Origin of the sequence: Pseudomonas sp. DD1, from assembly GCF_044510355.1 — a bacterium.
Taxonomy (GTDB): domain Bacteria; phylum Pseudomonadota; class Gammaproteobacteria; order Pseudomonadales; family Pseudomonadaceae; genus Aquipseudomonas; species Aquipseudomonas shahriarae.
Window position 1 is genome coordinate 748,294 of sequence record NZ_MSAJ01000011.1, and the last position, 24,320, is coordinate 772,613.

General features: G+C 60.2%; 23 protein-coding genes. 14 read left to right on the top strand and 9 right to left on the bottom strand.

All coding sequences use genetic code 11. The features are described 5' to 3' along the window. From tusC to PSFL_RS11355, 5 genes are all read left to right on the top strand, one after another. Positions 1 to 351 carry a sulfurtransferase complex subunit TusC gene (gene tusC / locus PSFL_RS11335; RefSeq protein WP_057960003.1) on the top strand — a complete coding sequence of 117 codons (351 nt, stop codon included), beginning with the start codon at positions 1 to 3 and terminating at the stop codon, positions 349 to 351. Beyond that, a complete protein-coding gene (gene tusB / locus PSFL_RS11340; protein ID WP_128593583.1) occupies positions 351 to 644 on the top strand; it encodes a sulfurtransferase complex subunit TusB in 294 nt (97 codons plus the stop codon). Before tusC ends, tusB begins: the two co-directional genes overlap by 1 nt. Beyond that, entirely contained in the window at positions 641 to 976 is a 336-nt protein-coding gene (locus PSFL_RS11345; RefSeq protein WP_057441427.1) for a TusE/DsrC/DsvC family sulfur relay protein, read from the top strand. Before tusB ends, PSFL_RS11345 begins: the two co-directional genes overlap by 4 nt. Further along, positions 973 to 1,974 (top strand): glycosyl transferase family protein, encoded by a 1,002-nt coding sequence (locus PSFL_RS11350; RefSeq protein ID WP_170060723.1) that lies wholly within the window; start codon positions 973 to 975, stop codon positions 1,972 to 1,974. The genes PSFL_RS11345 and PSFL_RS11350 overlap by 4 nt, the downstream gene beginning before the upstream one ends. A gap of 88 nt (positions 1,975 to 2,062) precedes the next feature. Continuing rightward, the gene (locus PSFL_RS11355) at positions 2,063 to 3,058 is read left to right on the top strand and encodes a glutathione S-transferase family protein (protein ID WP_120733461.1); all 996 of its coding nucleotides are present in this window, start codon (positions 2,063 to 2,065) and stop codon (positions 3,056 to 3,058) included. A 66-nt stretch (positions 3,059 to 3,124) separates the two neighbouring features. Here PSFL_RS11355 and cysG read toward each other — a convergent pair whose 3' ends face one another. Genes cysG through PSFL_RS11385 form a run of 6 tightly spaced genes read right to left on the bottom strand, consistent with a single transcriptional unit; the run spans position 3,125 to position 10,613 of the window. After that, on the bottom strand, positions 3,125 to 4,519 hold the full coding sequence (gene cysG / locus PSFL_RS11360) for a siroheme synthase CysG (protein WP_397470057.1): 1,395 nt from the start codon (positions 4,517 to 4,519) through the stop codon (positions 3,125 to 3,127). Continuing rightward, the gene (serS, locus tag PSFL_RS11365; protein WP_057441423.1) at positions 4,520 to 5,800 is read right to left on the bottom strand and encodes a serine--tRNA ligase; all 1,281 of its coding nucleotides are present in this window, start codon (positions 5,798 to 5,800) and stop codon (positions 4,520 to 4,522) included. It lies immediately after the preceding gene. A 16-nt stretch (positions 5,801 to 5,816) separates the two neighbouring features. Then, on the bottom strand, positions 5,817 to 6,191 hold the full coding sequence (crcB, locus tag PSFL_RS11370) for a fluoride efflux transporter CrcB (protein ID WP_057441422.1): 375 nt from the start codon (positions 6,189 to 6,191) through the stop codon (positions 5,817 to 5,819). After that, positions 6,188 to 7,513 (bottom strand): replication-associated recombination protein A, encoded by a 1,326-nt coding sequence (locus PSFL_RS11375; protein ID WP_397470058.1) that lies wholly within the window; start codon positions 7,511 to 7,513, stop codon positions 6,188 to 6,190. The genes crcB and PSFL_RS11375 overlap by 4 nt, the downstream gene beginning before the upstream one ends. Positions 7,514 to 7,523: 10 nt before the next feature. Continuing rightward, positions 7,524 to 8,147, bottom strand: a complete 624-nt coding sequence (lolA, locus tag PSFL_RS11380; protein ID WP_057960009.1) for an outer membrane lipoprotein chaperone LolA — start codon at positions 8,145 to 8,147, stop codon at positions 7,524 to 7,526. Positions 8,148 to 8,204: 57 nt separating this feature from the next. Continuing rightward, entirely contained in the window at positions 8,205 to 10,613 is a 2,409-nt protein-coding gene (locus PSFL_RS11385; RefSeq protein ID WP_057441416.1) for a DNA translocase FtsK, read from the bottom strand. A gap of 521 nt (positions 10,614 to 11,134) precedes the next feature. On the opposite strand from PSFL_RS11385, the gene aat reads away from it, so the two are divergent. The 3 genes from aat to infA all read left to right on the top strand — a co-directional run bounded on the left by aat (position 11,135) and on the right by infA (position 12,897). Further along, positions 11,135 to 11,815, top strand: coding sequence for a leucyl/phenylalanyl-tRNA--protein transferase (aat, locus tag PSFL_RS11390; RefSeq protein WP_057960010.1), 681 nt, complete (start codon positions 11,135 to 11,137; stop codon positions 11,813 to 11,815). Positions 11,816 to 11,870: 55 nt separating this feature from the next. After that, complete coding sequence (locus PSFL_RS11395) at positions 11,871 to 12,578, top strand: arginyltransferase (protein WP_057441413.1); 708 nt, start codon at positions 11,871 to 11,873, stop codon at positions 12,576 to 12,578. 100 nt (positions 12,579 to 12,678) lie between these two features. Continuing rightward, on the top strand, positions 12,679 to 12,897 hold the full coding sequence (infA, locus tag PSFL_RS11400) for a translation initiation factor IF-1 (protein WP_002553999.1): 219 nt from the start codon (positions 12,679 to 12,681) through the stop codon (positions 12,895 to 12,897). Positions 12,898 to 13,108: 211 nt separating this feature from the next. Here the strand turns inward: infA and clpA are convergent, their stop codons facing one another. Both clpA and clpS read right to left on the bottom strand, forming a co-directional pair. Next, positions 13,109 to 15,379 (bottom strand): ATP-dependent Clp protease ATP-binding subunit ClpA, encoded by a 2,271-nt coding sequence (gene clpA, locus PSFL_RS11405; protein ID WP_057445275.1) that lies wholly within the window; start codon positions 15,377 to 15,379, stop codon positions 13,109 to 13,111. A 29-nt stretch (positions 15,380 to 15,408) separates the two neighbouring features. Beyond that, the gene (gene clpS / locus PSFL_RS11410; protein WP_029293391.1) at positions 15,409 to 15,777 is read right to left on the bottom strand and encodes an ATP-dependent Clp protease adapter ClpS; all 369 of its coding nucleotides are present in this window, start codon (positions 15,775 to 15,777) and stop codon (positions 15,409 to 15,411) included. A 223-nt stretch (positions 15,778 to 16,000) separates the two neighbouring features. Between clpS and cspD the strand changes: the two genes are divergently transcribed. Further along, a complete protein-coding gene (gene cspD, locus PSFL_RS11415) occupies positions 16,001 to 16,291 on the top strand; it encodes a cold shock domain-containing protein CspD (RefSeq protein ID WP_120734442.1) in 291 nt (96 codons plus the stop codon). Positions 16,292 to 16,370: 79 nt separating this feature from the next. On the opposite strand, the gene icd is transcribed toward cspD, so the two are convergent. Further along, the gene (gene icd, locus PSFL_RS11420) at positions 16,371 to 17,627 is read right to left on the bottom strand and encodes an NADP-dependent isocitrate dehydrogenase (RefSeq protein WP_057441442.1); all 1,257 of its coding nucleotides are present in this window, start codon (positions 17,625 to 17,627) and stop codon (positions 16,371 to 16,373) included. Between the two features lie 495 nt (positions 17,628 to 18,122). On the opposite strand from icd, the gene PSFL_RS11425 reads away from it, so the two are divergent. The 5 genes from PSFL_RS11425 (at position 18,123) to purB (ending at position 24,307) form a co-directional block, all read left to right on the top strand. Then, positions 18,123 to 20,348 carry an NADP-dependent isocitrate dehydrogenase gene (locus PSFL_RS11425; RefSeq protein WP_115128477.1) on the top strand — a complete coding sequence of 742 codons (2,226 nt, stop codon included), beginning with the start codon at positions 18,123 to 18,125 and terminating at the stop codon, positions 20,346 to 20,348. A gap of 212 nt (positions 20,349 to 20,560) precedes the next feature. Further along, positions 20,561 to 21,007 carry an NUDIX hydrolase gene (locus PSFL_RS11430; protein ID WP_397470059.1) on the top strand — a complete coding sequence of 149 codons (447 nt, stop codon included), beginning with the start codon at positions 20,561 to 20,563 and terminating at the stop codon, positions 21,005 to 21,007. Positions 21,008 to 21,066: 59 nt separating this feature from the next. Continuing rightward, the gene (gene mnmA / locus PSFL_RS11435) at positions 21,067 to 22,191 is read left to right on the top strand and encodes a tRNA 2-thiouridine(34) synthase MnmA (protein ID WP_170044288.1); all 1,125 of its coding nucleotides are present in this window, start codon (positions 21,067 to 21,069) and stop codon (positions 22,189 to 22,191) included. Beyond that, positions 22,188 to 22,811, top strand: coding sequence for a high frequency lysogenization protein HflD (gene hflD / locus PSFL_RS11440; RefSeq protein ID WP_005789104.1), 624 nt, complete (start codon positions 22,188 to 22,190; stop codon positions 22,809 to 22,811). Before mnmA ends, hflD begins: the two co-directional genes overlap by 4 nt. Before the next feature lie 125 nt (positions 22,812 to 22,936). Further along, positions 22,937 to 24,307, top strand: coding sequence for an adenylosuccinate lyase (purB, locus tag PSFL_RS11445; protein ID WP_038441746.1), 1,371 nt, complete (start codon positions 22,937 to 22,939; stop codon positions 24,305 to 24,307). The last annotated feature ends 13 nt before the right edge of the window (positions 24,308 to 24,320 follow it).

Below are 24,320 nucleotides of genomic sequence, written 5' to 3' on the forward strand. Positions count from 1 at the left end.
ATGTCCAGATCCTTGTTAGTCATCAGCCGCCAGGCGCCATGGTCCGGGCCCAGTGCGCGGGAAGCACTGGATGTGGTGCTGGCCGGCGGCGCATTCGACTTGCCGATCGGACTGCTGTTTCTCGATGACGGGGTGTTTCAACTGGCAACCGCCCAAGATGCCAAGGCCGTGCAACAAAAGGATGTGACGGCCAACCTGCAGGCCCTCTCGCTGTTTGGCATCGACGACGTGTTCGCATGCAGCCACAGCCTGGCGGAGCGTGGGTTGACCGCCCCTGATAGCGCGCAGCCACTGAGCAGCGAACAGATTTCCCAGATGATTGACCGTTACGATCAGGTGATGACCCTCTGATGTCGACCTTGCATGTGTTGTCCCACTCCCCGTTTACCGACAGCCGCCTCGGCAGTTGCCTACGCCTGTGTGGCGCGCAAGATGCGATCCTGCTGTGCGGCGATGCAATCTATGCCCTGCAACCCGGTAGCGCCCCCTTCCAGGCCCTGCAAGCCAAGGCCCTGGCCATCTTCGTGCTTGCCGAAGATGCCCAGGCCCGCGGCCTGGCGTTGCCGCAGTGGGCCAGGAGTGTCGACTACCCAGGTTTTGTGCAGCTGTCGATCGACCATGACAAGGTCAACACCTGGCTATGAACACCCTGACTGTAGGCCCCCACACCCTTGAGCTGGACAAGGACGGCTACCTGGTTGACCTGAATGCCTGGTCAGTCGAGGTGGCCAATGCCCTGGCGAGCGCCGAAGCGCTGGAACTGACCGACGAACACTGGGAAATCCTTAAGCTGCTCAGGGGTTTTTACCAGGAGTTCCAGTTGTCCCCGGCCACCCGCCCCCTGATCAAGTACACCGCCTTGAAGCTGGGCCCGGAAAAGGGCAACAGCCTGCACCTCAACCGACTGTTCAAAGGCACTCCCGCCAAACTTGCCGCCAAGCTGGCGGGCCTGCCCAGGCCGACGAATTGCTTATGACCGACTTTGCCCCGTTGATCACCGAAACTCCCGCCGAACACCCCTTTGCGCCGTTTGTGCGGATCCTCGGCAAAGGCAAGCGCGGCGCCCGCAGCCTGACGCGTGAAGAAGCCCGGGAAGCCATGGGCATGCTGCTCGACGAGAAAGTCGAGGACTCCCAGCTCGGTGCGTTCCTGATGCTGCTGCGCCACAAGGAAGAAAGCCCGGAGGAGCTCGCCGGCTTCACCGAGGCCCTGCGCGAGCGGCTCAACCCTCCAGCACTGACGGTGGATCTCGACTGGCCCACCTATGCCGGGAAAAAACGCCACCTGCCGTGGTACCTGCTGGCCGCCAAGTGCCTGGCGCAGAACGGCGTGCGGATTTTCATGCACGGCGGCGGTGCCCATACGGCCGGCCGGCTGTACACCGAACAGTTGCTGGGTGAGCTGCAGATTCCACTGTGCCGCAACTGGCAACAGGTCGAGACCGCTCTGGAACAAGGCAACCTGGCATTTATGCCACTGGGCGACTGGGCCCCGCAGTTGCAACGCATGATTGACCTGCGCAATATCCTCGGCCTGCGCTCGCCCATTCACTCCCTGGCCCGCATCCTCAACCCGCTGGGCGCACGCTGCGGCCTGCAAAGCATCTTCCATCCCGGCTACCAGGGGGTACACCGCGATGCCAGTGGCCTGCTGGGTGACAACACCATTGTGATCAAGGGCGATGGCGGCGAGATCGAGATCAATCCCGACACCACCAGCCACTTGTACGGCACCACCGGCGGCGCAAGCTGGGACGAGGAGTGGCCTGCCCTCTCCGCCCAGCGCCACGTCAAGCCCGCCAGTCTCGACCCCGAACATCTAAAGGCCCTATGGCGTGGTGAGGTACAAGACAGCTACCCACAATTAGCGCTGATCGCCACCATGGCCTTGGCCCTGCGCGGCCTGGGGCACCCACGGGAACAGGCCTTCGAACTGGCCCAACAGTATTGGGATGCGCGCAACACATCGAACTAGTCGATAATTAACCCCGACCCTTTGCGCTATTTGTTCGAACCCAGACGATTAGACTGCACTCCAACGCTTACTAGCCAAGGAGTCAGTCATGGGTTTGCTGATTGAAGGACACTGGCATGACCAGTGGTACGAAAGTAGCGCAGATGGCGCCTTCCAACGGGAACAGGCGCAACGCCGGCACTGGGTCACCGCCGATGGCCAACCTGGCCCGAGCGGGGATGGCGGCTTCAAGGCTGAGGCTGGCCGCTACCATCTCTATGTTTCGCTCGCCTGCCCGTGGGCCCACCGCACTCTGATCCTGCGCAAGCTCAAAGGCCTGGAAAGCCTGATTGACGTGTCGGTGGTCAGTTGGTTGATGCTGGAGAATGGCTGGACCTTCGACAAGGCCCACGGCTCCACTGGCGACAAGCTCGACGACTTTGCCTTCATGCACCAGCGCTATACCGCCGACACCGCCGACTACACCGGGCGTGTCACCGTGCCGGTGTTATGGGATAAGAAGCTCAATCGCATCGTCAGCAATGAATCGGCAGAGATCATCCGCATGTTCAACAGCGCGTTCAACGGGCTGACCGGCAACACCCTGGACTTCTACCCCGAACCGCTGCGCCCGACCATCGACGCGTTGAACGAGCGGATCTATCCCGCCGTGAACAATGGCGTGTATCGCGCAGGCTTCGCCACCTCGCAGCAGGCGTATGAAAGCGCATTTGATGAGGTGTTTGCCGAGTTGGATCAGTTGGAACAACACCTGGGCCAGCAGCGCTACCTGGCCGGTGAATACCTGACAGAGGCCGATGTGCGGCTGTTTACCACGCTGATTCGGTTTGACGCGGTGTATTACAGCCACTTCAAATGCAACCTACGGCGGATAGCAGATTATCCGAATCTGTCGAATTGGTTGCGAGAGCTGTATCAATGGCCGGGGGTGGCCGAGACCGTGGATTTTGCGCATATCAAGGGGCATTACTATGCCAGCCACCGGACGATCAATCCGACAGGGATTGTGCCGAAGGGGCCATTGCAGGCGTTTGATAGCAAACATGATCGAGAAGGATTAAGCGGTAAAGAGATCTGGCGCTGATGCGCCAGCCTCATCGCGGGCAAGCCCGGCTCCCACAGTGGGTCTGTGTGCAGCCGGGCGAACAGGTTATACCTGGGACTGGGCGCCTTCAAACCACTTCAATTTCTCACGCAACACCACCACTTCGCCTACGATCACCAGGGTCGGCGCATGCACTTCATGCTCCGCCACCAGGCGCGGCAAGTCGGCCAGGGTGCCGGTAAACACACGCTGGTTGGACGTGGTGCCTTGCTGGATCAGCGCAGCCGGGGTGTCCGCCGAACGACCATGGCGAATCAGTTGCTCGCAGATGACCGGCAAGCCCACCAACCCCATATAGAACACCAGGGTCTGCGACGGCCCCACCAGGTCATTCCAGGGCAAATCCGAGGTGCCATCTTTCAGGTGGCCGGTGATGAAGCGTACCGATTGCGCATAGTCGCGATGGGTCAAAGGGATGCCAGCGTAAGCCGCGCAACCACTGGCCGCGGTGATGCCCGGCACCACCTGGAACGGGATGCCATGGGCCGCCAGCTCTTCGATCTCTTCGCCGCCGCGCCCAAAAATAAACGGGTCGCCGCCCTTGAGGCGCAGCACACGCTTACCTTGCTTGGCCAGGTTCACCAGTTGCTGGTTGATCTGCTCTTGCGGCACCGCGTGATCGGCGCGGCGCTTGCCGACATAGACCCGCTCGGCATCCCGTCGGCACAGCTCAAGAATCGCGGGGGCCACCAGGCGGTCATACAGCACCACATCGGCTTGCTGCATCAAACGCAGCGCGCGAAAGGTCAGGAGGTCCGGATCACCGGGGCCTGCGCCCACCAGATACACCTCACCTGGCGCATGGGGCGGCTTGCCGTTGACTTTTTCCACCAGCAACCGCTCGGCTTCATCACCTTGCCCCGCCAGTTGCCGATCGGCAATCGGGCCCTGGAAAACCTCTTCCCAAAAAGCCCGGCGTTGCTGAACATTGGGATACAAGCCCTTGACCTGGGCGCGAAAGCGCGCGGCCAGCCCGGCCAATTGACCATAGGTAGACGGAATCCAGGTTTCCAGCTTGGCGCGGATCAAACGCGCCAGCACCGGCGCGTCGCCGCCACTGGACACCGCAATCACCAAGGGCGAGCGGTCGACAATCGCCGGGAAGATCACGCTGCACAAGGCTGGCGCGTCCACCACATTGACCGGCACACACCGCCGCCGGGCATCGCTGGACACTTGCGCGTTCAGCGGCTCGTCGTCGGTTGCAGCGATGATCAGGGTGCAGCCATCAAGGTCCGCCTCCTGATAACCGCGCACAATCAGTTCACCGCCACTGCCCTGCACCAGTTCACGCAACTGATCTTCAATCAGGGGAGCAACCACCCGCAATACCGCGCCGGCATCGGCCAGCAGCCGGGACTTGCGCAAGGCAATCTCCCCACCACCGACGACCAACACACGGCTGCCGCGCAGGTTATGAAACAGTGGCAGAAATTCCATTTAGCCGATGACCTCAACGCCCGCCATGTACGGCTTGAGCACTTCAGGTACACGGATCGAACCGTCGGCCTGCTGGTAGTTCTCCAGAACGGCAACCAGGGTGCGACCTACCGCCAAGCCCGAACCGTTAAGGGTGTGGACCAGCTCCGGCTTGCCGGTTTCCGGGTTACGGAAACGCGCCTGCATGCGTCGGGCCTGGAAATCACCGCAGTTGGAGCACGAAGAAATCTCGCGGTATTTATCCTGGCTCGGCACCCACACTTCCAGGTCGTAGGTCTTCACCGCGCTGAAACCCATGTCGCCAGTGCACAGCGCCAATACGCGATACGGCAGCTCCAGCAGTTGCAGGACGCGCTCGGCGTTGGCAGTCAGGCCTTCCAGGGCTTCCATGGAGGTCGACGGCTCGACCACCTGTACCATCTCGACCTTGTCGAACTGGTGCTGGCGGATCATGCCGCGGGTGTCACGCCCCGAGGCACCGGCTTCACTGCGAAAGCACGGGCTGTGGGCCACGAACTTGATCGGCAGCTGTTTGGCGTCGAGGATCTCGCCGGCCACGATATTGGTCAGCGACACTTCGGCGGTCGGAATCAGGTACAGATCGGCTTCGCCATCGCGGCTGATCTTGAACAGGTCTTCCTCGAACTTCGGCAGCTGGCTGGTGCCCATCAGCGCCGGCGCCTGAACCAGGTAAGGGGTATAAGCCTCTTCGTACCCGTGTTCGCCGGTGTGCAGGTTGAGCATGAACTGCGCCAGGGCCCGGTGCATGCGCGCAATCGGACCGCGCAGCAGAGCAAAGCGCGCACCGGACATCTTGGCGGCGGTTTCGAAATCCAGGCCGCCGGTCAATTCGCCCAGGGCGACGTGGTCCTTGATCTCGAAATCAAAGGCTTTTGGCGTACCCCAGCGGCGCACTTCGACGTTGCCGTCTTCATCTTCGCCGACCGGTACCGACTCATGCGGCAGGTTGGGAATGCCCAGCAGGATGGAATCCAACTCGGACTGAATCTTGTCCAACTCGACCTTACCGTCAGACAGCTCGCTGCCCATACGCTCGACGTCCGCCATCAACGGCGCGATGTCTTCGCCACGCTGCTTGGCCTGACCGATGGATTTGGAGCGCGCATTGCGTTCAGCCTGCAGTGCTTCGGTGCGGGTCTGGACGGTCTTGCGCTGTTCTTCCAGCGCTTCGATGCGCGCAACATCCAAGGCAAAGCCACGGGATGCCAGGCGGTCCGCTACGTCCTGAAGGTTGCTACGTAACAGTTTGGAATCGAGCATGTCGGTCTCTCGTTTATCAAAGTTTGGTCAAGGACAGGCCGGCCCAGGTGGCGAGCAGCCCGCCGAATACACTGATGGCCGCATAGCCTATCGCCAGCGGCACTTGCCCACTTTCCAGCAGGCGCACGGTATCCAGTGAAAAGGATGAAAAGGTGGTGAGGCCGCCAAGGAAGCCCACCATCAACCCGGCGCGCACCTCAACAGGCACCTCCGGGCGTAACAGAAACAGGCCGTACAACACGCCGATCAACAGGCAGCCCACGATATTAACGGCCAGCGTCGCGGTATAGAAGTGTTTCGGCCAATTGGCGTTAATCCAATTACCGGTGGCAAAGCGCAATAAGGTACCGGCCACACCGCCAACAGAGACTGCGACCACCAAGGGAATCATGATTTTCTCCGTTGTTTGGGGCTCAGGCGATCAAGTTGCGCCAGGTGGTTGAGCTTTTCCCCGATCTTCAACTCCAGGCCACGGGGCACCGGCTGGTAGAACGGTTGCGGGGCAAGCTCGTCGGGAAAGTAGTCTTCACCGGCGGCATAGGCATCCGGTTCATCGTGGGCGTAGCGGTACTCATCGCCATAACCCAATTGTTTCATCAGCTTGGTCGGTGCATTACGCAGGTGCAAAGGGACTTCCAGCGAGCCGTGCTCGGCCGCGGCGCGCAATGCCGATTTGAAGCCCATATACACCGCATTGCTTTTCGGCGCGCAGGCCAGGTAGGTGATGGCTTGCGCCACCGCCAACTCACCTTCCGGGCTGCCCAGGCGCTCCTGGACTTCCCAGGCCGCCAGGCACAGGCTCAGGGCCCGTGGGTCGGCGTTGCCGATGTCCTCGCTGGCCATGCGCACCACGCGCCGGGCCAGGTACAGCGGGTCGCAGCCGCCGTCGATCATGCGGGCGAACCAGTACAGCGCGCCGTCCGGGTTAGAGCCGCGCACGGATTTGTGCAACGCGGAAATCTGATCGTAAAAGGCTTCGCCGCCCTTGTCGAAACGCCGCCGGGTATCGCCCAACAGGCTTTGCAGCAGGTCGACGCCAATCTCACTATTGTCTTCGGCAAGGTCGGAGGCGTTTTCCAGCAGGTTGAGAAACCGCCGGCCATCGCCGTCTGCCGCCGCCAACAGGATCTTGAAACCCTCGTCACCCAGACTCAGGTGGCGCTTGCCCAGCCCCTTGTCCTCGCTCAGCGCCCGCTGCAACAGCTTCTGCATCGCTGCTTCATCGAGACTTTTGAGCACATACACCCGCGCTCGCGAGAGCAAAGCGTTGTTCAGCTCAAACGAGGGGTTTTCCGTGGTCGCACCGATAAAAATCAGCGTGCCGTCTTCCACGTAAGGCAGGAACGCATCCTGCTGCGACTTGTTGAAGCGATGCACTTCGTCGACAAACAGGATAGTGCGCCGGCCATATTGCCCGGCCTGTTGCTTGGCGACTTCCACCGCCTGGCGGATTTCCTTGACCCCGGCCAATACCGCCGAGACCGTTTCAAAGTGTGCATCGGAGACCTTCGCCAGCAGCCGCGCCAGGGTGGTCTTGCCCACGCCCGGCGGCCCCCAGAAGATCATCGAGTGCAGGGCACCCTGCTCCAGAGCTTCGCGCAGCGGCTTGCCACGAGCCAGCAAGTGCTCCTGCCCGACATACTCATCCAGGTTGGTCGAGCGCAGGCGCGCGGCCAATGGCTGGGCAATCGGGTCACTGCGAAACAGGTCCATGGGCGGCTTTTTACTCCTGGATCACATCGGCACCCTTGGGGATGTCGAACTTGAACGTCTTGGCCGGGACCGACTCATTGGCCTTGACCCCGGTGAACAGGATATTGGTGCGCTGGCCGACACTGTCGATCAGTTGCATATCGTTGATCACCCCATTGCGGAACGACAGGCGCAGGCTGTCGAACAGCGTGTCCTTGGACTTGGGCTTGAGGGTGAAGTCGATCACGTTGCTTTGTTGCTTGGAGGTAATCTCGAAGCTCTCGCTGATCTGCGACACATCACCCGACAGCAGCAAGGCCGGGGTCTGGCTCAGGCGTGGGTCGAGGGTCTTGATGGTCGCCTGCTCCAGGTCCGGGTCCCACAGCGTGACTTTCTTGCCATCGGAGACAATGGTCTGCTCATTGGGCGCGTCGGTTTTCCAGAAGAACAAGCCAGGACGCTGCACGGCCATTTCACCGGCCGTTTCCTGCAACTGCGTACCGCCACCGTCCAGGGTCAACTGGGAGAAGCGCGCGGTCAGGGTCTTGGATTTGTCCAGCAAGTTGGTCAGGCTCGCGACGGATGCCTGGTCGGCGTGGGCCGAAAACGCGGTCAGGGCCAATGCCGGCAACAACAGCATGCGGATAAGACGCATGGGAGTCCTCATAGAATGATGTGAAAGGCGCGCCGCGTGCTGCCACGCGGCGCGAGGTCAGTCGCGCATCGGCCCTGGCGCGATGACTTCGCGCGAGCCGTTGGTGTTCATGGCCGTAACGACGCCGGCCATTTCCATGGACTCGATCATACGCGCGGCGCGGTTGTAGCCGATCTTCAGTTTACGTTGCACCGCCGAGATCGAGGCGCGACGGCTTTCCAGCACGAATGCCACCGCTTCGTCGTACAGCGCGTCAGTCTCGGCATCATCGTCGCCGCCACCGCTGCCACCGTCGAAACCGCTGCCGGCTTCTTCGACACCCGCCAGGATATCGTCGTTGTATTCCGGCGCACCCCGCAGTTTCCACGCCTCGACCACGCGGTGCACCTCGTCATCGGACACAAATGCACCGTGAACGCGGATCGGCAGGCTGGTGCCGGGCGGCATGTAGAGCATGTCACCATGGCCCAGCAGTTGCTCGGCACCGCCCTGGTCGATGATGGTCCGTGAGTCGATCTTGCTCGACACCTGGAACGCCATGCGGGTCGGGATGTTGGCCTTGATCAGGCCGGTGATCACATCCACCGACGGCCGCTGGGTCGCGAGGATCAAGTGGATCCCGGCCGCACGGGCCTTCTGCGCGATACGCGCGATCAGTTCTTCAACCTTCTTGCCGACGATCATCATCATGTCGGCAAATTCGTCGACCACCACCACGATGGTCGGCAACTTGGTCAGCAGCGGCGCTTCATCGTGAATGCTTTCGCGCTTGTACAGCGGGTCGGTCAGCGGCGTGCCGGCGTCCTGGGCTTCCTTGACCTTGGCGTTGAAGCCGGACAGGTTACGCACGCCCATCTTCGCCATCAGTTTGTAGCGCCGCTCCATCTCGGCCACGCTCCAGCGCAGGGCGTTGGCGGCGTCCTTCATGTCGGTCACCACCGGGCACAGCAGGTGCGGGATGCCTTCGTAGATCGACAGTTCGAGCATCTTCGGGTCGATCATGATCAGCTTGGCGTCTTCCGGGCCAGACTTGAACAGGATCGACAGGATCATCGCGTTCACACCCACCGACTTACCGGAACCGGTGGTACCGGCAACCAGCAGGTGGGGCATTTTCGCCAGGTCAGTGATCACCGGCTTGCCGCCGATGTCGTGCCCCAGGGCCAGGGTGACCGGCGACTTGAAGTTGTCGTATTCCGGGGTCGACAGCACTTCGGAGAAGCGCACGATCTGCCGGTCTTCGTTGGGAATCTCGATACCCACGGTGGTTTTGCCGGGGATCACTTCCACCACCCGCACGCTGGTAACCGCAAGGGAGCGCGCCAGGTCTTTGGCCAGGTTGGCGATACGGCTGACCTTGACCCCTGCGGCCGGCTGGATTTCGTAACGGGTAATCACCGGGCCGGGGTGGATCGAATCCACCGACACTTCGACGCCAAACTCCTTGAGTTTGATTTCCAGCAGATGGCCGACGGCCGCCAGGGATTCCGGGGAATAGTTGAGTTGCTTCTTTTCCGCCGGATCGAGGATCGAGATCGGCGGCAAAGTGCCCTCGACGGCGCTGTCGATAAACAGCGGCGCCTGCTTTTCCTTTTGCACGCGATGGCTTGGCTCGGGCGCCTTGACCGGCGCCGGGGCGATAACCGGCGGCACTTGCTTCTCGCGGTCGGACATGTGCTTGGTCAGGGCCTGCTCGCGCTCGATCAGGCGCTCCTTGACCTTGGCCTGCTCACGGCGATCCGGCGTACTCGGGGCCACCACTTCGTTGACCCGGGTGTCGACTTCACGCAATTGCGCGACCATGCGCTTGCGGTCCACACGGGCGGCCCACCAGCGGTTGGCGGCACCCTGGAACAACTCGAACAGATCGAGGGTGATCTTGCCGGTCACGTCCATGACCTTGAACCACGACAAGTCGGTAAATACCGTCAGACCAAACAGGAACAGGGCAATGAACGTCAGCGTGCTGCCCTGGATATTCAGGGTCCTGCGGGCCAGGTCACCCAGGCTTTCGCCCAAGGCACCGCCCGCGCCAGCCGGCAGGCCGGTCGGTGCATGAAAGTGAATATGCGCCAGGGCCGCGCCCGACAGCACCAGGAACACCAGGCCGATCAGGCGCCAGGAGAACAGCCAGCCGCTCCACTGCCACGGCTCATGGCGCTGGCGGAAGATCTGCCAGGTCTTGATCGCCAGCAACAACGGGAAGATATAGGCGAAATAGCCCAGGATCATGAACAGGATATCGGCGCTGTAGGAGCCCACAGGCCCGCCGAAGTTCTGCACATCGTCGATCTTGCTGTTATGGCTCCAGCCCGGATCGTCCTTGCCATAGGTCAGCAAGGCCATCATCAGGAACAGGCATAAAGCACCGATGGCAATCAGCGCGCCTTCCTTGAGCCGATAGTGCAGGTGCTGGCGCCAGGCCGGTACTACTGCTGTTTTGGGTGCTGCGGCGGATTTCTTCAAAACGGGTCTTTTCCTGCGCCTTAAGCGCGTCCAACAGTTGAATGACTATAAAAATACTGCCCAATCCGGACAGGTGAAAAGTGAATGAGCGTCGTCAAGCGTCCTTTAACACTCCGAGATTGAATCATGCACCGACGTTAACGCCAGCCCACAAGGACATAGTGCCGCCATTGTACGGGTTTGTGTGCCCGTTGCCACGCTGCCGGCTTCGCTCATGGAGCATCGCCCGGCGCATTGCCCATGGGTTTCAATTTGAGCATGCATTGTCTTTACTGACAAAGGCTTATGAGCTGTTTTTATCAGACTGGACAAGCTTTACCCAGCATTCCCGCTCAACGGATGGCGACATGACGCGATTACGACCGCATCACTGCTATAGAGTTGCAGAAACACCCGCTCATGCATCAGGGTACGGATTACATGATCGGGCTGGCCGAGTGGCGCCGGCTCGACAATAATCACTGCTTAACGCGGCGGGCCCCGGCCTGTCACCGCCCTCCCCTTCTGTAAGCCTGAATACCATGCTCACCTGGTTGCAACGCAACACCTTGACGTTTCCACCGCTGGCCAAAGCCATGCGTGAACCCAACGGCCTGCTGGCTGCCGGTGGCGACCTGTCCGCCGACCGCCTGGTCCAGGCCTATCGCCACGGCTGCTTCCCCTGGTTCTCCGAAGGCCAGCCCATCCTGTGGTGGTCGCCAGACCCACGCACGGTGCTGTTCCCCGCCGAACTGCACGTGTCCCGCAGCCTCGCCAAGCTGCTGCGCCAGCAACGCTACGAGGTCACCTTCGACCAGGACTTCGCCGCTGTCATACAGGCCTGTGCTGCGCCACGCAGCTATGCAGACGGCACCTGGATCACCGAAGCCATGCAGAACGCCTATCTGCAACTGCACCAACGGGGCTACGCCCATTCCGTTGAAGTCTGGGACCAGGGCGAACTGGTCGGCGGCCTGTATGGCCTGGCCATGGGCCAGTTGTTTTTTGGCGAGTCGATGTTCAGTCGCGCAGACAATGCCTCGAAATATGGCTTTGCCACGCTCGTCAGGCAATTGCAGGCCTGGAGTTTTGTGCTGATCGACTGCCAGATGCCCACCGATCACCTGCACAGCCTCGGCGCCCGCGCCATTCCCCGCAGCGACTTTGCCGGTTACCTGCGCGACCATCTTGATCAAGCCAGCAGTGGGCCGTGGGTTTCTTAGGCGACATGCGCGCACCTGGCTTACACTTATTTCAAAGCTTATCCGAGGGTTGATCATGACCGAGTTGGCGCGCTTGAAGTTTTATGCCACTCAACCCCACTCTTGCAGCTACCTGCCCGAAGAACAGGCCACTACGCTGTTCCTCGACCCCAGCCAGCCGATGGACGTGCATGTGTATGCCGACCTGTCAGAGATGGGCTTTCGGCGCAGTGGCGACCACCTGTACCGGCCGCACTGCCAGAACTGCAACGCCTGTGTGCCGGCGCGTATCCCCGTGGCGCAATTTTTAGCCGATCGCAATCAAAAACGCATCCTCAAGCGCAATGCCGACCTGATCGTGACCCCCGCCAAGCCCGGCTTCAGCGAAGAGTACTTCGACCTGTACCAGCGCTATATCGAACAACGCCACGCCGACGGCGACATGTTCCCACCGAGTCGTGACCAGTTTTCCACGTTCCTAGTGCGCGACCTGCCGTTCTCGCGTTTTTACGAATTCCGCCTTGAGGGAAGGCTGCTGGCGGTCGCGGTCACCGACCTGCTGCCCAATGGCTTATCGGCGGTCTACACCTTTTACGAACCCGCCGAAGAGCGCCGCAGCCTCGGGCGCTTTGCGATTTTGTGGCAAATCAGTGAAGCCTCCCGGCAAAACCTGGACGCGGTGTACCTCGGATACTGGATAAAAAACTGCAAAAAGATGAATTACAAGACCCAATATCGGCCCATTGAGCTGCTAATTAATCAAAGATGGGTCACGCTTAACTAGAACCCCTTGGCTTAAACACCCTTTTTCGGGCACAATGCACGCCGCTTTTGCCTGGCGCAGTTGCACCGGGCCATTCACTGGATACCGAGGGCTTTACTGCATGTCGAAAGAAGACAGCTTCGAAATGGAAGGCACTGTCGTCGACACCCTGCCCAACACCATGTTTCGTGTGGAGTTGGAAAATGGGCACGTCGTAACCGCGCATATCTCCGGCAAGATGCGCAAGAACTACATTCGTATTCTTACCGGTGACAAAGTGCGCGTCGAGCTGACGCCCTATGACTTGAGCAAAGGGCGCATCACTTACCGCGCTCGCTAAACAAGTCAATACAAGACGCCCGGTTATGCCGGGCGTTTTTGTGCGCGCTATAAAATTAATGCGGGAACGGGCTTGCTCGCGATAGCTGTGTGTCAGGCAATACATCTGGCACCGATACACCGCTATCGCGGGCAAGCCCGCTCCCACATTTTGATTGCAGCGCTTGAGAAATAGCAAAAAGGCGCCGAAGCGCCTTTTTGTTGTGTTGCGATCAGGCCATTTCAGCAGTGGTCTCGAAGTCGAAGGTCAGCTCGCCATCCTTCAAGTCGATATGCACCACGCCACCATGGTCGGAGAGCTCGCCGAACAGGATCTCTTCGGCCAATGGCCGCTTGATCTTGTCCTGGATCAGACGCGCCATTGGGCGGGCGCCCATTGCCGCGTCGTAGCCGCCCTCGGCGATCCAGCTGCGTGCCGCTTCCGTCACCTCCAGCTGCACGCGCTTGTCTTCCAACTGCGCCTGAAGCTCGGTAAGGAACTTGTCCACCACGCTCTTGATCACCTCATGGCTGAGGCGACCAAACTGGATAATGGTGTCCAGGCGGTTGCGGAATTCCGGCGTGAAGCTCTTCTTGATCACTTCCATGGCGTCGGAAGAGTGATCCTGATGAGTAAAGCCAATGGAAGCCCGCGCGGCCGTCTCGGCACCGGCGTTGGTGGTCATGATCACGATCACGTTGCGGAAGTCCGCCTTGCGCCCGTTGTTGTCGGTCAGGGTCCCGTGGTCCATGACCTGCAGCAGCAGGTTGAAGACTTCCGGGTGGGCCTTTTCGATTTCATCGAGCAGCAGTACGCAGTGCGGCTGCTTGGTAATCGCCTCGGTCAACAGACCGCCCTGATCGAAGCCGACATAGCCCGGAGGCGCACCGATCAGGCGCGACACGGTGTGCCGCTCCATGTATTCGGACATGTCGAACCGCACCAGCTCAATGCCCATAGCCTTGGCCAACTGCCGCGCCGCTTCGGTCTTGCCGACGCCGGTAGGCCCGGCAAACAGGAACGATCCCACCGGTTTGTCCGGCGACTTGAGGCCAGCCCGGGACAGCTTGATCGCCGTCGACAGCGAGTCAATCGCTGCATCCTGGCCAAACACTGTCAACTTGAGGTCGCGCTCCAGGTTACGCAGCAGCTCTTTGTCGGAGCTGGTGACGTGTTTTGGCGGAATTCGCGCGATTTTCGCCACGATATCCTCGACCTGCGGCACTTCGATGCGCTTCACACGCTTCTCTACCGGCTGCAGGCGCTGGTAGGCCCCGGCTTCGTCGATCACGTCGATGGCCTTGTCGGGCATATGCCGGTCGTTGATGTAGCGCGAGGCCAGCTCGGCGGCCGCACGCAGCGCCTCATCACTGTACTCGATGCCGTGGTGCGCTTCGAAACGCCCTTTCAGGCCCCGCAGGATGCCAATAGTGTCTTCGACCGAAGGCTCGGACACGTCGACTTTCTGGAAGCGACGCGCCAGTGCACGGTCTTTTTCGAAGATCCCGCGAAACTCCTGGAACGTGGTCGAGCCGATGCAACGGATATCACCCGAAGACAGCAGCGGCTTGAGCAGGTTGGACGCATCCATCACCCCACCGGAAGCCGCACCGGCGCCAATAATGGTGTGGATTTCATCAATGAACAGGATCGCCTGCGGACGCTTTTTCAGCTCGCCAAGCAACGCCTTGAAACGCTTTTCAAAGTCGCCACGGTACTTGGTCCCGGCGAGCAGCGCGCCCAGGTCCAGGGAGTAGACAACGCTGTTGGCCAGCAAGTCAGGCACCTGATTATCAACAATGCGCTTGGCCAGGCCTTCGGCAATCGCGGTCTTGCCCACGCCCGCCTCGCCCACCAGCAAAGGGTTGTTCTTGCGACGACGCGCGAGGATCTGCGCAACACGCTCAACTTCCATCTCACGCCCCACCAGCGGATCAATCCGCCCCTGGCGCGCCAGTTCGTTGAGATTGCTGGCGTAGGCATCCAGCGGGTTGCTTGAAGAAGAAGACTCACCGCCCTCGTCGTCCTGCATATCCTGCTCACCCTCGGAATGATCGCCATGCCCTGGCACTTTCGAGATGCCGTGGGCGATGTAGTTGACGACATCAATGCGCGCCACGCTCTGCTGCTTGAGCAGGAACACGGCCTGGCTTTCCTGTTCGCTGAAGATGGCAACCAAGACATTGGCGCCCGTCACTTCGCGTTTGCCGGAGCTCTGCACATGGAAGACAGCACGCTGCAACACCCGCTGGAAGCCCAGGGTTGGCTGGGTCTCACGGTCCTCGTCATGCACGGGGATCAGTGGCGTGGTGGAGTCGATGAACTCCTGCAGGTCATGCTTGAGTTTGTCGAGGTTGGCGCCGCACGCACGCAGAACGGTGGCGGCAGCTTCGTTATCCAAAAGTGCCAGCAGCAGGTGTTCGACGGTCATGAATTCATGACGCTTCGAACGGGCCTCCTTGAAGGCAAGATTGAGGGTGACTTCGAGCTCGCGGTTTAACATAGCTTCACCTCATACCCAAGTGGTCGGAGTTAACCGTCCTTCTCGATTTCACAGAGTAGCGGATGCTGGCTTTCCCTGGCGTACTGGTTGACCTGCATGGCCTTGGTCTCGGCGATGTCGCGGGTAAACACTCCACATACTGCCCGTCCTTCTGTGTGAACGGCCAGCATTACCTTGGTCGCCAACTCGCGGTTCAGATTAAAAAACACCTCGAGTACTTCGACGACGAAATCCATCGGCGTGTAGTCATCATTGAACAAAACCACCTTGTACATCGGCGGCGCCTGTAAAGCAGGCTTGGCCTCTTGAACAGCGATGCCTGCAGAACCGTCATCGTCTTCTAGATGATCCGGGCGATCCTGATTGAATGTTAGTCGAATCTGGCTGAATGCATGCATGAAAGAAAGGTTCGTCTGTTGTGCATTTACAGTGATGGGGGCGACCTGTCAGAAATTCAACTCCGACCGACTGGTCACCTTGACTATCGGCAAAACGGTGTTACAACCAATAGAACCCACAGTGGGTAAAAAAGGTCCGCGCAGTCAACCTTATTTATTCGGGTTAGGACGGATAAACTGGATGATACTCCAGTGATGGAGTCTGGTGCAGAGGGATATGGGTATGTCTGGCGTCAAGATCAGTGGCAAGGTCAAATGGTTCAACAATGCCAAGGGCTACGGCTTCATTAACGAAGACGGCAAAGAGGATGATCTTTTTGCGCATTACTCGGCGATCACGATGGACGGATACAAGACCCTTAAAGCAGGTCAATTAGTGTCCTTTGAAATCGTCCAGGGACCCAAGGGCCTGCATGCTGTCGCCATCTGCGCAGCCGAGCCTGGAAAAACCAACGAAGACAGGCACGACAAGGCAGATAAATCCGCTCATTCGAAAAAGAAACAAACGGCCTGATCCGCCACCGAGCAGATACCACGCATAAAAAAACGGCCATCCCGAGCAATCAGGATGGCCGTTTTTCATAGCCTTCGACTTACATATGCGAAATCAACGCATCGCCGAAGCCCGACGACGACACCAGCTTGGCGCCGTCCATCAGGCGCTCGAAGTCATAGGTCACGGTCTTGGCCGAAATCGCCCCGTTGGTGCCCTTGATGATCAAGTCGGCCGCCTCGGTCCAGCCCATATGGCGCAGCATCATTTCCGCCGACAGAATCAGCGAACCCGGGTTGACCTGGTCCTTGCCCGCGTATTTAGGCGCAGTACCGTGGGTGGCTTCAAACATCGCCACGGTGTCGGACAGGTTGGCGCCCGGTGCAATACCGATACCGCCCACTTCTGCCGCCAGGGCATCGGAGAGGTAGTCACCATTGAGGTTCAGGGTGGCGATCACGTCATATTCGGCCGGGCGCAGCAGGATCTGCTGGAGCATGGCGTCGGCAATCGCATCCTTGACCACCACATTGCGGCCGGTGCGCGGGTTCTTGAACTGCATCCACGGCCCGCCATCGAGCAGGGTCGCGCCGAACTCTTCGGCCGCCACTTCGTAGGCCCACTCCTTGAAGGCACCTTCGGTGAACTTCATGATGTTGCCTTTGTGCACGATGGTCAGCGATTCACGGTCGTTATCCACTACATATTGCAGGGCCTTGCGCGCCAGGCGCTTGGTGCCCTCTTTGGAAACCGGCTTGATGCCAATCCCGCAATCCTGGTCGAAACGGATCTTGGTGACACCCATTTCCTCTTTGAGGAACTTGATGACCTTGGTTGCTTCGGGCGAACCGGCCTTCCACTCGATACCGGCGTAAATATCTTCGGAGTTCTCACGGAAGATAGTCATGTCCACATCGCCTGGCTTCTTGACCGGGCTTGGCACACCTTCGAACCAACGCACCGGACGCAGACAGACATACAGGTCCAGCTGCTGGCGCAGGGCAACGTTCAGCGAGCGGATACCGCCACCGACCGGCGTGGTCAGCGGACCCTTGATGGAAACCACGTAGTCCTTGACCGCATCCAGGGTTTCCTGGGGCAGCCAGGTGTCCTGGTCGTAAACTTGAGTCGCCTTCTCGCCGGCATACACCTCCATCCAGGAGATTTTGCGCTTGCCGCCGTAAGCCTTGTTAACAGCTGCATCGACCACCTTGATCATCACCGGGCTGATGTCGACGCCAATACCGTCACCTTCGATGAAGGGAATGATCGGGTTGTCAGGAACATTGAGAGAATGGTCTGCGTTGACGGTGATTTTGTCGCCGACTGCCGGAACCTGAATCTTCTTGTATCCCATGCTGAACTCCGTTTGTGGATTGAACATCTGGCTGTGCCCGAGCCTACTCCAGTTGAATGTGGACTGGAACCTTGCACCCCGTACATTTGCTGCGAAAACGGTAGATTTAGTCGCCTACAACCTTGAAACAAAAGGGAAAAATGCCAAACTTGAGCACTGCGTGCGACTTTAGGCGCAATCCGGTCCATGCGACCTTTAGACCAATGGACGATCCACCTTTTGTATGAAGGCTCGGCGTAAGCATAGCGACCTATGTATAATGCCGCCGCTGACCAAAGAGTCACGACGGCCGACCGCTCTATATCGAGCACCTGCGCCTGAAAAAGCCGGGCTGCCACCGTAGCCCACCCGCTTGACGCTCGACTGATGCAACCCAACATCACCGCGAAGAAACATCGACATTCGGCTCATGGATGACTTTGAACGAACGCGCTTTACCCGGCGCATCTCGAGTTTCCGCGCACGCTTTTAGCAAAGAAGAGAGTTAATCCGAATATGCCCACCCGCTCGAAGATCATCTATACCTTCACCGACGAAGCCCCAGCCCTCGCCACCTATTCACTGCTGCCTATCGTAGAGGCCTTCACCGCTTCCGCTGATATTGAAGTGGAAACCCGCGATATCTCCCTCGCAGGGCGCATCCTCGCAAGCTTCCCCGAGCAACTGGGCACCAAGGCCGTTGCGGACCACCTCGCCGAACTGGGCGCCCTGGCCGTGACCCCCGAAGCCAATATCATCAAGCTGCCTAACATCAGTGCCTCGACCCCGCAGCTGCAAGCCGCGATCAAGGAACTGCAGGCCCAGGGCTACGCCCTGCCGGACTACCCGGAAACCGTAACCACCGACGCGGAAAAAGAAACCCGTGCACGTTACGACAAGGTCAAGGGCAGCGCCGTAAACCCGGTCCTGCGCGAAGGCAACTCCGACCGCCGCGCCCCACTGTCGGTCAAGAACTATGCGCGCAAGCACCCGCACAAAATGGGTGCCTGGGCTGCTGACTCCAAGTCCCACGTCGCTCACATGAGCAACGGCGACTTCTACGGCAGCGAAAAAGCCGTACAGATCGAAGCCGCCGATGCGGTCAAGATCGAACTGATCGGCAAGGATGGCAGCACCACCGTCCTGAAAGAAAAGACCACCGCACTGGCCGGCGAGATCCTCGACAGCGCCGTGCTGAGCAAGAACGCCCTGCGCAGCTTCATCGCCGCCGAAATCGAAGACGCCAAGAAACAAGGCGTACTGCTGTCGGTTCACCTGAAAGCCACCATGATGAAGGTCTCCGACCCGATCATGTTCGGCCAGATCGTTGCCGAGTTCTATAAAGACGCCCTGGCCAAGCACGCTACCGTGCTGGAACAGATCGGCTTCAACCTGAACAACGGCATCGGCGACCTGTACGCTCGCATCAAGGCCCTGCCGGCCGACCAGCAAGCGCAGATCGAAGCCGACATCCAGGCGGTCTACGCCGCTCGCCCTTCCCTGGCGATGGTCAACTCCGACAAAGGCATCACCAACCTGCACGTGCCGAGCGACGTGATCGTCGACGCCTCGATGCCAGCCATGATCCGTGACTCCGGCAAAATGTGGGGCACCGACGGCCAGCTGCACGACACCAAGGCCGTGATCCCGGATCGCTGCTACGCCACCATCTACCAGGCGGTCATCGAAGACTGCAAGGCTAATGGCGCCTTCGACCCAACCACCATGGGCAGCGTGCCAAACGTTGGCCTGATGGCGAAGAAAGCCGAAGAGTACGGTTCCCACGACAAGACTTTCCAGATCAAGGCTGACGGCGTAGTCCGCGTCACCGACAGCAAGGGCAAGCTGCTGATGGAACAGTCGGTTGAAGCCGGCGATATCTTCCGCATGTGCCAGACCAAAGACGCGCCGATCCAGGACTGGGTCAAACTGGCCGTCAACCGCGCCCGCGCCAGCAACACGCCAGCAATTTTCTGGCTGGACCCGCTGCGCGCCCACGACGGCGTCGTGGTCGAGAAAGTTCAGGCCTACCTGAAAGACCACAACACCGAAGGCCTGGACATCCGCATCATGTCGCCGGTCGACGCGATGAAGTTCACCCTGGAACGCACCCGCAAGGGCCTGGACACCATCTCGGTGACCGGCAACGTACTGCGCGACTACCTGACTGACCTGTTCCCGATCATGGAACTGGGCACCAGCGCCAAGATGCTGTCGATCGTGCCGCTGATGAACGGTGGCGGCCTGTTCGAAACCGGCGCTGGCGGTTCGGCTCCAAAACACGTGCAGCAACTGCTGGAAGAAAACTTCCTGCGTTGGGACTCCCTGGGCGAGTTCCTGGCCCTGGCAGCCTCCCTTGAGCATTTGGGTGTGAACTACAACAACCCGAAAGCCCTGGTACTGTCCAAGACCCTGGACCAGGCCACCGGCCAGTTCCTCGACAACAACAAGTCGCCATCGCGCAAAGTCGGCAACATCGACAACCGCGGCAGCCACTTCTACCTGGCGCTGTACTGGGCACAAGCCCTGGCCGCCCAGACTGAAGATACCGCGCTGCAGGCGCAGTTCGCTCAACTGGCAAAAACCCTGGCCGAGAACGAGGCAACCATCGTTGCCGAACTCAACGCCGTGCAGGGCAAGCCAGTGGACATCGGCGGCTACTACGCGCCGAATCCTGAGCTGACCAGCAAGGCTATGCGTCCGAGCGCTACCCTCAATGCGGCGATTGCTGCATTGAAGTAATGCTGTAGGGCGACATCACAAACCCCGGCCATGTGCCGGGGTTTCTCTTTGTGCCCAACACCGTTTTAATGAAAAAAACCGAGCAAATGTGGGAGCTGGCTTGCCTGCGATAGCAGTCTGCCAGTCGGTACAGATGTAGCCGAGCCACCGCCATCGCAGGCAAGCCAGCTCCCACACTGATTAGGCCCAACCCCACCGAATTCGAGGCCGCTATGACCTGGCAACCCCACATCACCGTCGCCACCATCGTCGAAGACAATGGCCGCTTCCTCATGGTCGAAGAGCTCAAGGGCGGCCGCACCGTGCTCAACCAGCCTGCCGGCCATCTCGACCCGCACGAAACCCTGACCGAAGCCGCCGTGCGCGAAACCCTCGAGGAAACCGGCTGGGACGTTGAAGCCACCGGCATCGTCGGTATCTATCTGTACACCGCCCCCAGCAATGGCGTGACCTACCAGCGCGTGTGCTTTATCGCCAAGGCCTTGCAACACCACCCGGACTATCAACTGGACGAAGGCATCGTGCGCGCCCGCTGGCTGACCCGTGACGAGTTGATGGCCTTGCGCGATGACTGGCGCAGCGAGCTGATCATGCGTTGTATTGACGATTATCTGGCCGGCCACTGCCACAGTCTCGAATTGATCCGTCCTTCTCTTTAGCCTTGCGGGCTCGGGCCTGCTAGAATCGCGTCCTTTTTAAAGACACCCGTTGAAACCCTATGCGTGATCCAGCCCCTTCTGACACACAAAAGAAGCGCGTCATCGTCGGTATGTCCGGCGGCGTGGATTCTTCCGTTTCCGCCGTTCTGCTCATGGAGCAGGGTTATGAGGTGGAAGGCCTGTTCATGAAGAACTGGGAAGAAGACGATGGAACGGAATACTGCACCGCCATGGACGACCTGGCGGACGCCCAGGCCGTGTGCGACAAGATTGGCATCAAGCTGCACACCGCCAACTTCGCCGCCGAGTACTGGGACAATGTGTTCGAGCACTTCCTGGCCGAATACAAGGCCGGTCGCACGCCGAACCCGGACATCCTGTGCAACCGCGAAATCAAGTTCAAGGCGTTCCTCGACTACGCCATGATCCTCGGCGCCGACCTGATTGCCACTGGCCACTATGTGCGCCGTCACGATGTTGATGGCCGCACCGAATTGCTCAAGGGCCTGGACCCGAACAAGGACCAGAGCTACTTCCTGCACGCCGTCGGCGGTGAACAGATCGCCAAGACCCTGTTCCCGGTGGGCGAACTGGAAAAGCCCGAAGTGCGCAAGATTGCCGAGAAACACGGCCTGGCCACCGCCAAGAAGAAGGATTCCACCGGGATCTGCTTTATCGGCGAACGCCGCTTCAGTGACTTCCTCAAGCAGTACCTGCCGGCGCAACCGGGCGAGATCAAGACCACCGAAGGCGAAGTCATCGGCCGTCACCACGGCCTGATGTACCACACCATCGGCCAGCGCCAGGGCCTGGGTATTGGCGGCTTGAAGGACGCTGGTGAAGAGCCGTGGTACGTGCTGGTGAAGGATCTGCAACATAACGTGCTGATCGTCGGCCAGGGCAACGAGCATCCCCTGCTGTTCTCCGGCGCGCTGCTGGCCTCGGAGATCTATTGGGTCAACCCGATCGACCTGAGCGCTCCGCGCCGCCTGACCGCCAAGGTGCGCTATCGCCAGAGCGACCAGCCCTGCACCCTGGAAAAAACCGCCAATGGCTACCGTGCCACCTTCGATGACCCGCAACGTGCGGTCACGCCCGGCCAGTCCGTGGTGTTCTACGACGGTGAGATCTGCCTGGGGGGCGGCGTGATTGAAGTCGCCGAGCCCTGGAGCACCCCGGCATGAGCCCGACCCAGGAGCAATTGACGGCATTGGGCGGCGTGTTTCTCGCCGCAGTGCTGGTGGATAAGATCGCCAAGACCGGCCAGGTCACCGAGGCCGGCCTGACCTGCATGCTCGGCAGCCTGCTGGTGGTCGACCCGAAGGACACCCTGGATGTGTACGGCGGCGACGACCTGAGCCTGCGTGAAGGTTATCGGGCGCTGATCGGCGCCCTCGAGCGCGACCCCAGCACCCTGCAACGCGAGCCGCTGCGCTATGCCTTGTCGATGCTCGGCCTTGAGCGGCAACTGGCCAAGCGCGACGACCTGCTGGAAACCATCGGCAAGCGCCTGCCGCAGATCCAGTCCCAGGTCGAGCACTTCGGCCCGGCCCACGAGAACGTGATCGCCGCCTGTGGCGCTTTGTACCAGGACACCTTGAGCACCTTGCGCCAGCGGATCCAGGTCCACGGCGACATGCGCAACCTGCAACAGCCCAACAACGCCTCGAAAATCCGCGCCCTGCTGCTGGCCGGTATCCGTTCGGCGCGGTTGTGGCGGCAGTTGGGCGGTCATCGTTGGCAGTTGGTCATCAGCCGTCGCAAATTGCTCAAAGAGCTTTACCCGTTGATGCGCAACGAATAAGTCGCAGCCACGGGCTATTTTCAAGCCGTTACGCGTAATACGCCGGTCAGTTGGCAACGGACCGGCGGATTTTTTCATGTATGATACGCGCCCCATTTCGTTGCCCGACTGTCCGAGAACACCCCATGCAGCTCTCTTCGCTCACTGCGGTTTCCCCTGTTGACGGCCGCTACGCCGGCAAAACCCAGGCCCTGCGCCCTATTTTCAGCGAATACGGCCTGATCCGTGCTCGTGTACTGGTTGAAGTGCGCTGGCTCCAGCGCCTGGCCGCTCACCCCGCCATCAGCGAAGTGCCGGCGTTTTCTGCGCAAGCCAACGCGGTACTCAACACCCTGGCGGAAAACTTCTCCCTGGAGCACGCCGAGCGTGTGAAAGAGATCGAGCGCACCACCAACCACGACGTCAAAGCCATCGAGTACCTGCTCAAAGAACAAGCGGCCAAGCTGCCGGAACTGGCCCAGGTCAGCGAGTTCATCCACTTTGCCTGCACCAGCGAGGACATCAACAACCTGTCCCACGCCCTGATGCTGCGCGAAGGCCGTGATGACGTGATGCTGCCACTGATGCGCCAGACCGCCAACGCCATCCGCGAACTGGCCATCCGCTTCGCCGACGTGCCGATGCTGTCGCGCACCCACGGCCAGCCGGCCTCGCCGACCACCCTGGGTAAAGAACTGGCCAACGTGGTGTACCGCCTGGAGCGCCAGATCGCGCAAGTGGCTGCCGTGCCATTGCTGGGCAAGATCAACGGCGCCGTAGGCAACTACAACGCCCACCTGTCGGCCTACCCTGAGATCGACTGGGAAGCCAACGCCCGCGCCTTCATCGAAGACGAGCTGGGCCTGGGCTTCAACCCGTACACCACGCAGATCGAACCCCACGACTACATCGCCGAGCTGTTCGACGCCATTGCGCGCTTCAACACCATCCTGATCGACTTCGATCGCGATATCTGGGGCTACATCTCCCTGGGCTACTTCAAGCAGCGCACCATCGCAGGCGAAATCGGCTCGTCGACCATGCCGCACAAGGTCAACCCGATCGACTTCGAAAACTCCGAAGGCAACCTGGGCATCGCCAACGCCTTGTTCCAGCACCTGGCCAGCAAGTTGCCGATTTCCCGCTGGCAGCGCGACCTGACCGACTCCACCGTATTGCGCAACCTCGGCGTGGGCTTTGCCCATAGCGTGATCGCGTACGAAGCCAGCCTCAAAGGCATCAGCAAGCTGGAGCTCAACGCGCAGAAAATCGCCGCTGACCTGGACGCCTGCTGGGAAGTCCTGGCCGAGCCGATCCAGACCGTAATGCGCCGCTACAACATCGAAAACCCGTACGAGAAGCTGAAAGAGTTGACACGCGGCAAGGGCATCAGCCCTGAAGCACTGCAAACTTTCATCGACGGCCTGGACATGCCAGCTGCGGCCAAGGCCGAGCTGAAACTGCTGACCCCGGCCAACTACATCGGCAACGCTGTAGACCAAGCCAAACGCATCTGATTGCGGCTTGACC

Excerpts from the sequence above, each read along its gene's own strand:
- tusC (WP_057960003.1), top strand. The coding sequence starts at position 1 with ATGTCCAGATCCTTGTTAGTCATCAGCCGCCAGGCGCCATGGTCCGGG.
- tusB (WP_128593583.1), top strand. The coding sequence starts at position 351 with ATGTCGACCTTGCATGTGTTGTCCCACTCCCCGTTTACCGACAGCCGC.
- PSFL_RS11345 (WP_057441427.1), top strand. The coding sequence starts at position 641 with ATGAACACCCTGACTGTAGGCCCCCACACCCTTGAGCTGGACAAGGAC.
- PSFL_RS11350 (WP_170060723.1), top strand. The coding sequence starts at position 973 with ATGACCGACTTTGCCCCGTTGATCACCGAAACTCCCGCCGAACACCCC.
- PSFL_RS11355 (WP_120733461.1), top strand. The coding sequence starts at position 2,063 with ATGGGTTTGCTGATTGAAGGACACTGGCATGACCAGTGGTACGAAAGT.
- cysG (WP_397470057.1), bottom strand. The coding sequence starts at position 4,519 with ATGGAATTTCTGCCACTGTTTCATAACCTGCGCGGCAGCCGTGTGTTG.
- serS (WP_057441423.1), bottom strand. The coding sequence starts at position 5,800 with ATGCTCGATTCCAAACTGTTACGTAGCAACCTTCAGGACGTAGCGGAC.
- crcB (WP_057441422.1), bottom strand. The coding sequence starts at position 6,191 with ATGATTCCCTTGGTGGTCGCAGTCTCTGTTGGCGGTGTGGCCGGTACC.
- PSFL_RS11375 (WP_397470058.1), bottom strand. The coding sequence starts at position 7,513 with ATGGACCTGTTTCGCAGTGACCCGATTGCCCAGCCATTGGCCGCGCGC.
- lolA (WP_057960009.1), bottom strand. The coding sequence starts at position 8,147 with ATGCGTCTTATCCGCATGCTGTTGTTGCCGGCATTGGCCCTGACCGCG.
- aat (WP_057960010.1), top strand. The coding sequence starts at position 11,135 with ATGCTCACCTGGTTGCAACGCAACACCTTGACGTTTCCACCGCTGGCC.
- PSFL_RS11395 (WP_057441413.1), top strand. The coding sequence starts at position 11,871 with ATGACCGAGTTGGCGCGCTTGAAGTTTTATGCCACTCAACCCCACTCT.
- infA (WP_002553999.1), top strand. The coding sequence starts at position 12,679 with ATGTCGAAAGAAGACAGCTTCGAAATGGAAGGCACTGTCGTCGACACC.
- clpA (WP_057445275.1), bottom strand. The coding sequence starts at position 15,379 with ATGTTAAACCGCGAGCTCGAAGTCACCCTCAATCTTGCCTTCAAGGAG.
- clpS (WP_029293391.1), bottom strand. The coding sequence starts at position 15,777 with ATGCATGCATTCAGCCAGATTCGACTAACATTCAATCAGGATCGCCCG.
- cspD (WP_120734442.1), top strand. The coding sequence starts at position 16,001 with ATGTCTGGCGTCAAGATCAGTGGCAAGGTCAAATGGTTCAACAATGCC.
- icd (WP_057441442.1), bottom strand. The coding sequence starts at position 17,627 with ATGGGATACAAGAAGATTCAGGTTCCGGCAGTCGGCGACAAAATCACC.
- PSFL_RS11425 (WP_115128477.1), top strand. The coding sequence starts at position 18,123 with ATGCCCACCCGCTCGAAGATCATCTATACCTTCACCGACGAAGCCCCA.
- PSFL_RS11430 (WP_397470059.1), top strand. The coding sequence starts at position 20,561 with ATGACCTGGCAACCCCACATCACCGTCGCCACCATCGTCGAAGACAAT.
- mnmA (WP_170044288.1), top strand. The coding sequence starts at position 21,067 with ATGCGTGATCCAGCCCCTTCTGACACACAAAAGAAGCGCGTCATCGTC.
- hflD (WP_005789104.1), top strand. The coding sequence starts at position 22,188 with ATGAGCCCGACCCAGGAGCAATTGACGGCATTGGGCGGCGTGTTTCTC.
- purB (WP_038441746.1), top strand. The coding sequence starts at position 22,937 with ATGCAGCTCTCTTCGCTCACTGCGGTTTCCCCTGTTGACGGCCGCTAC.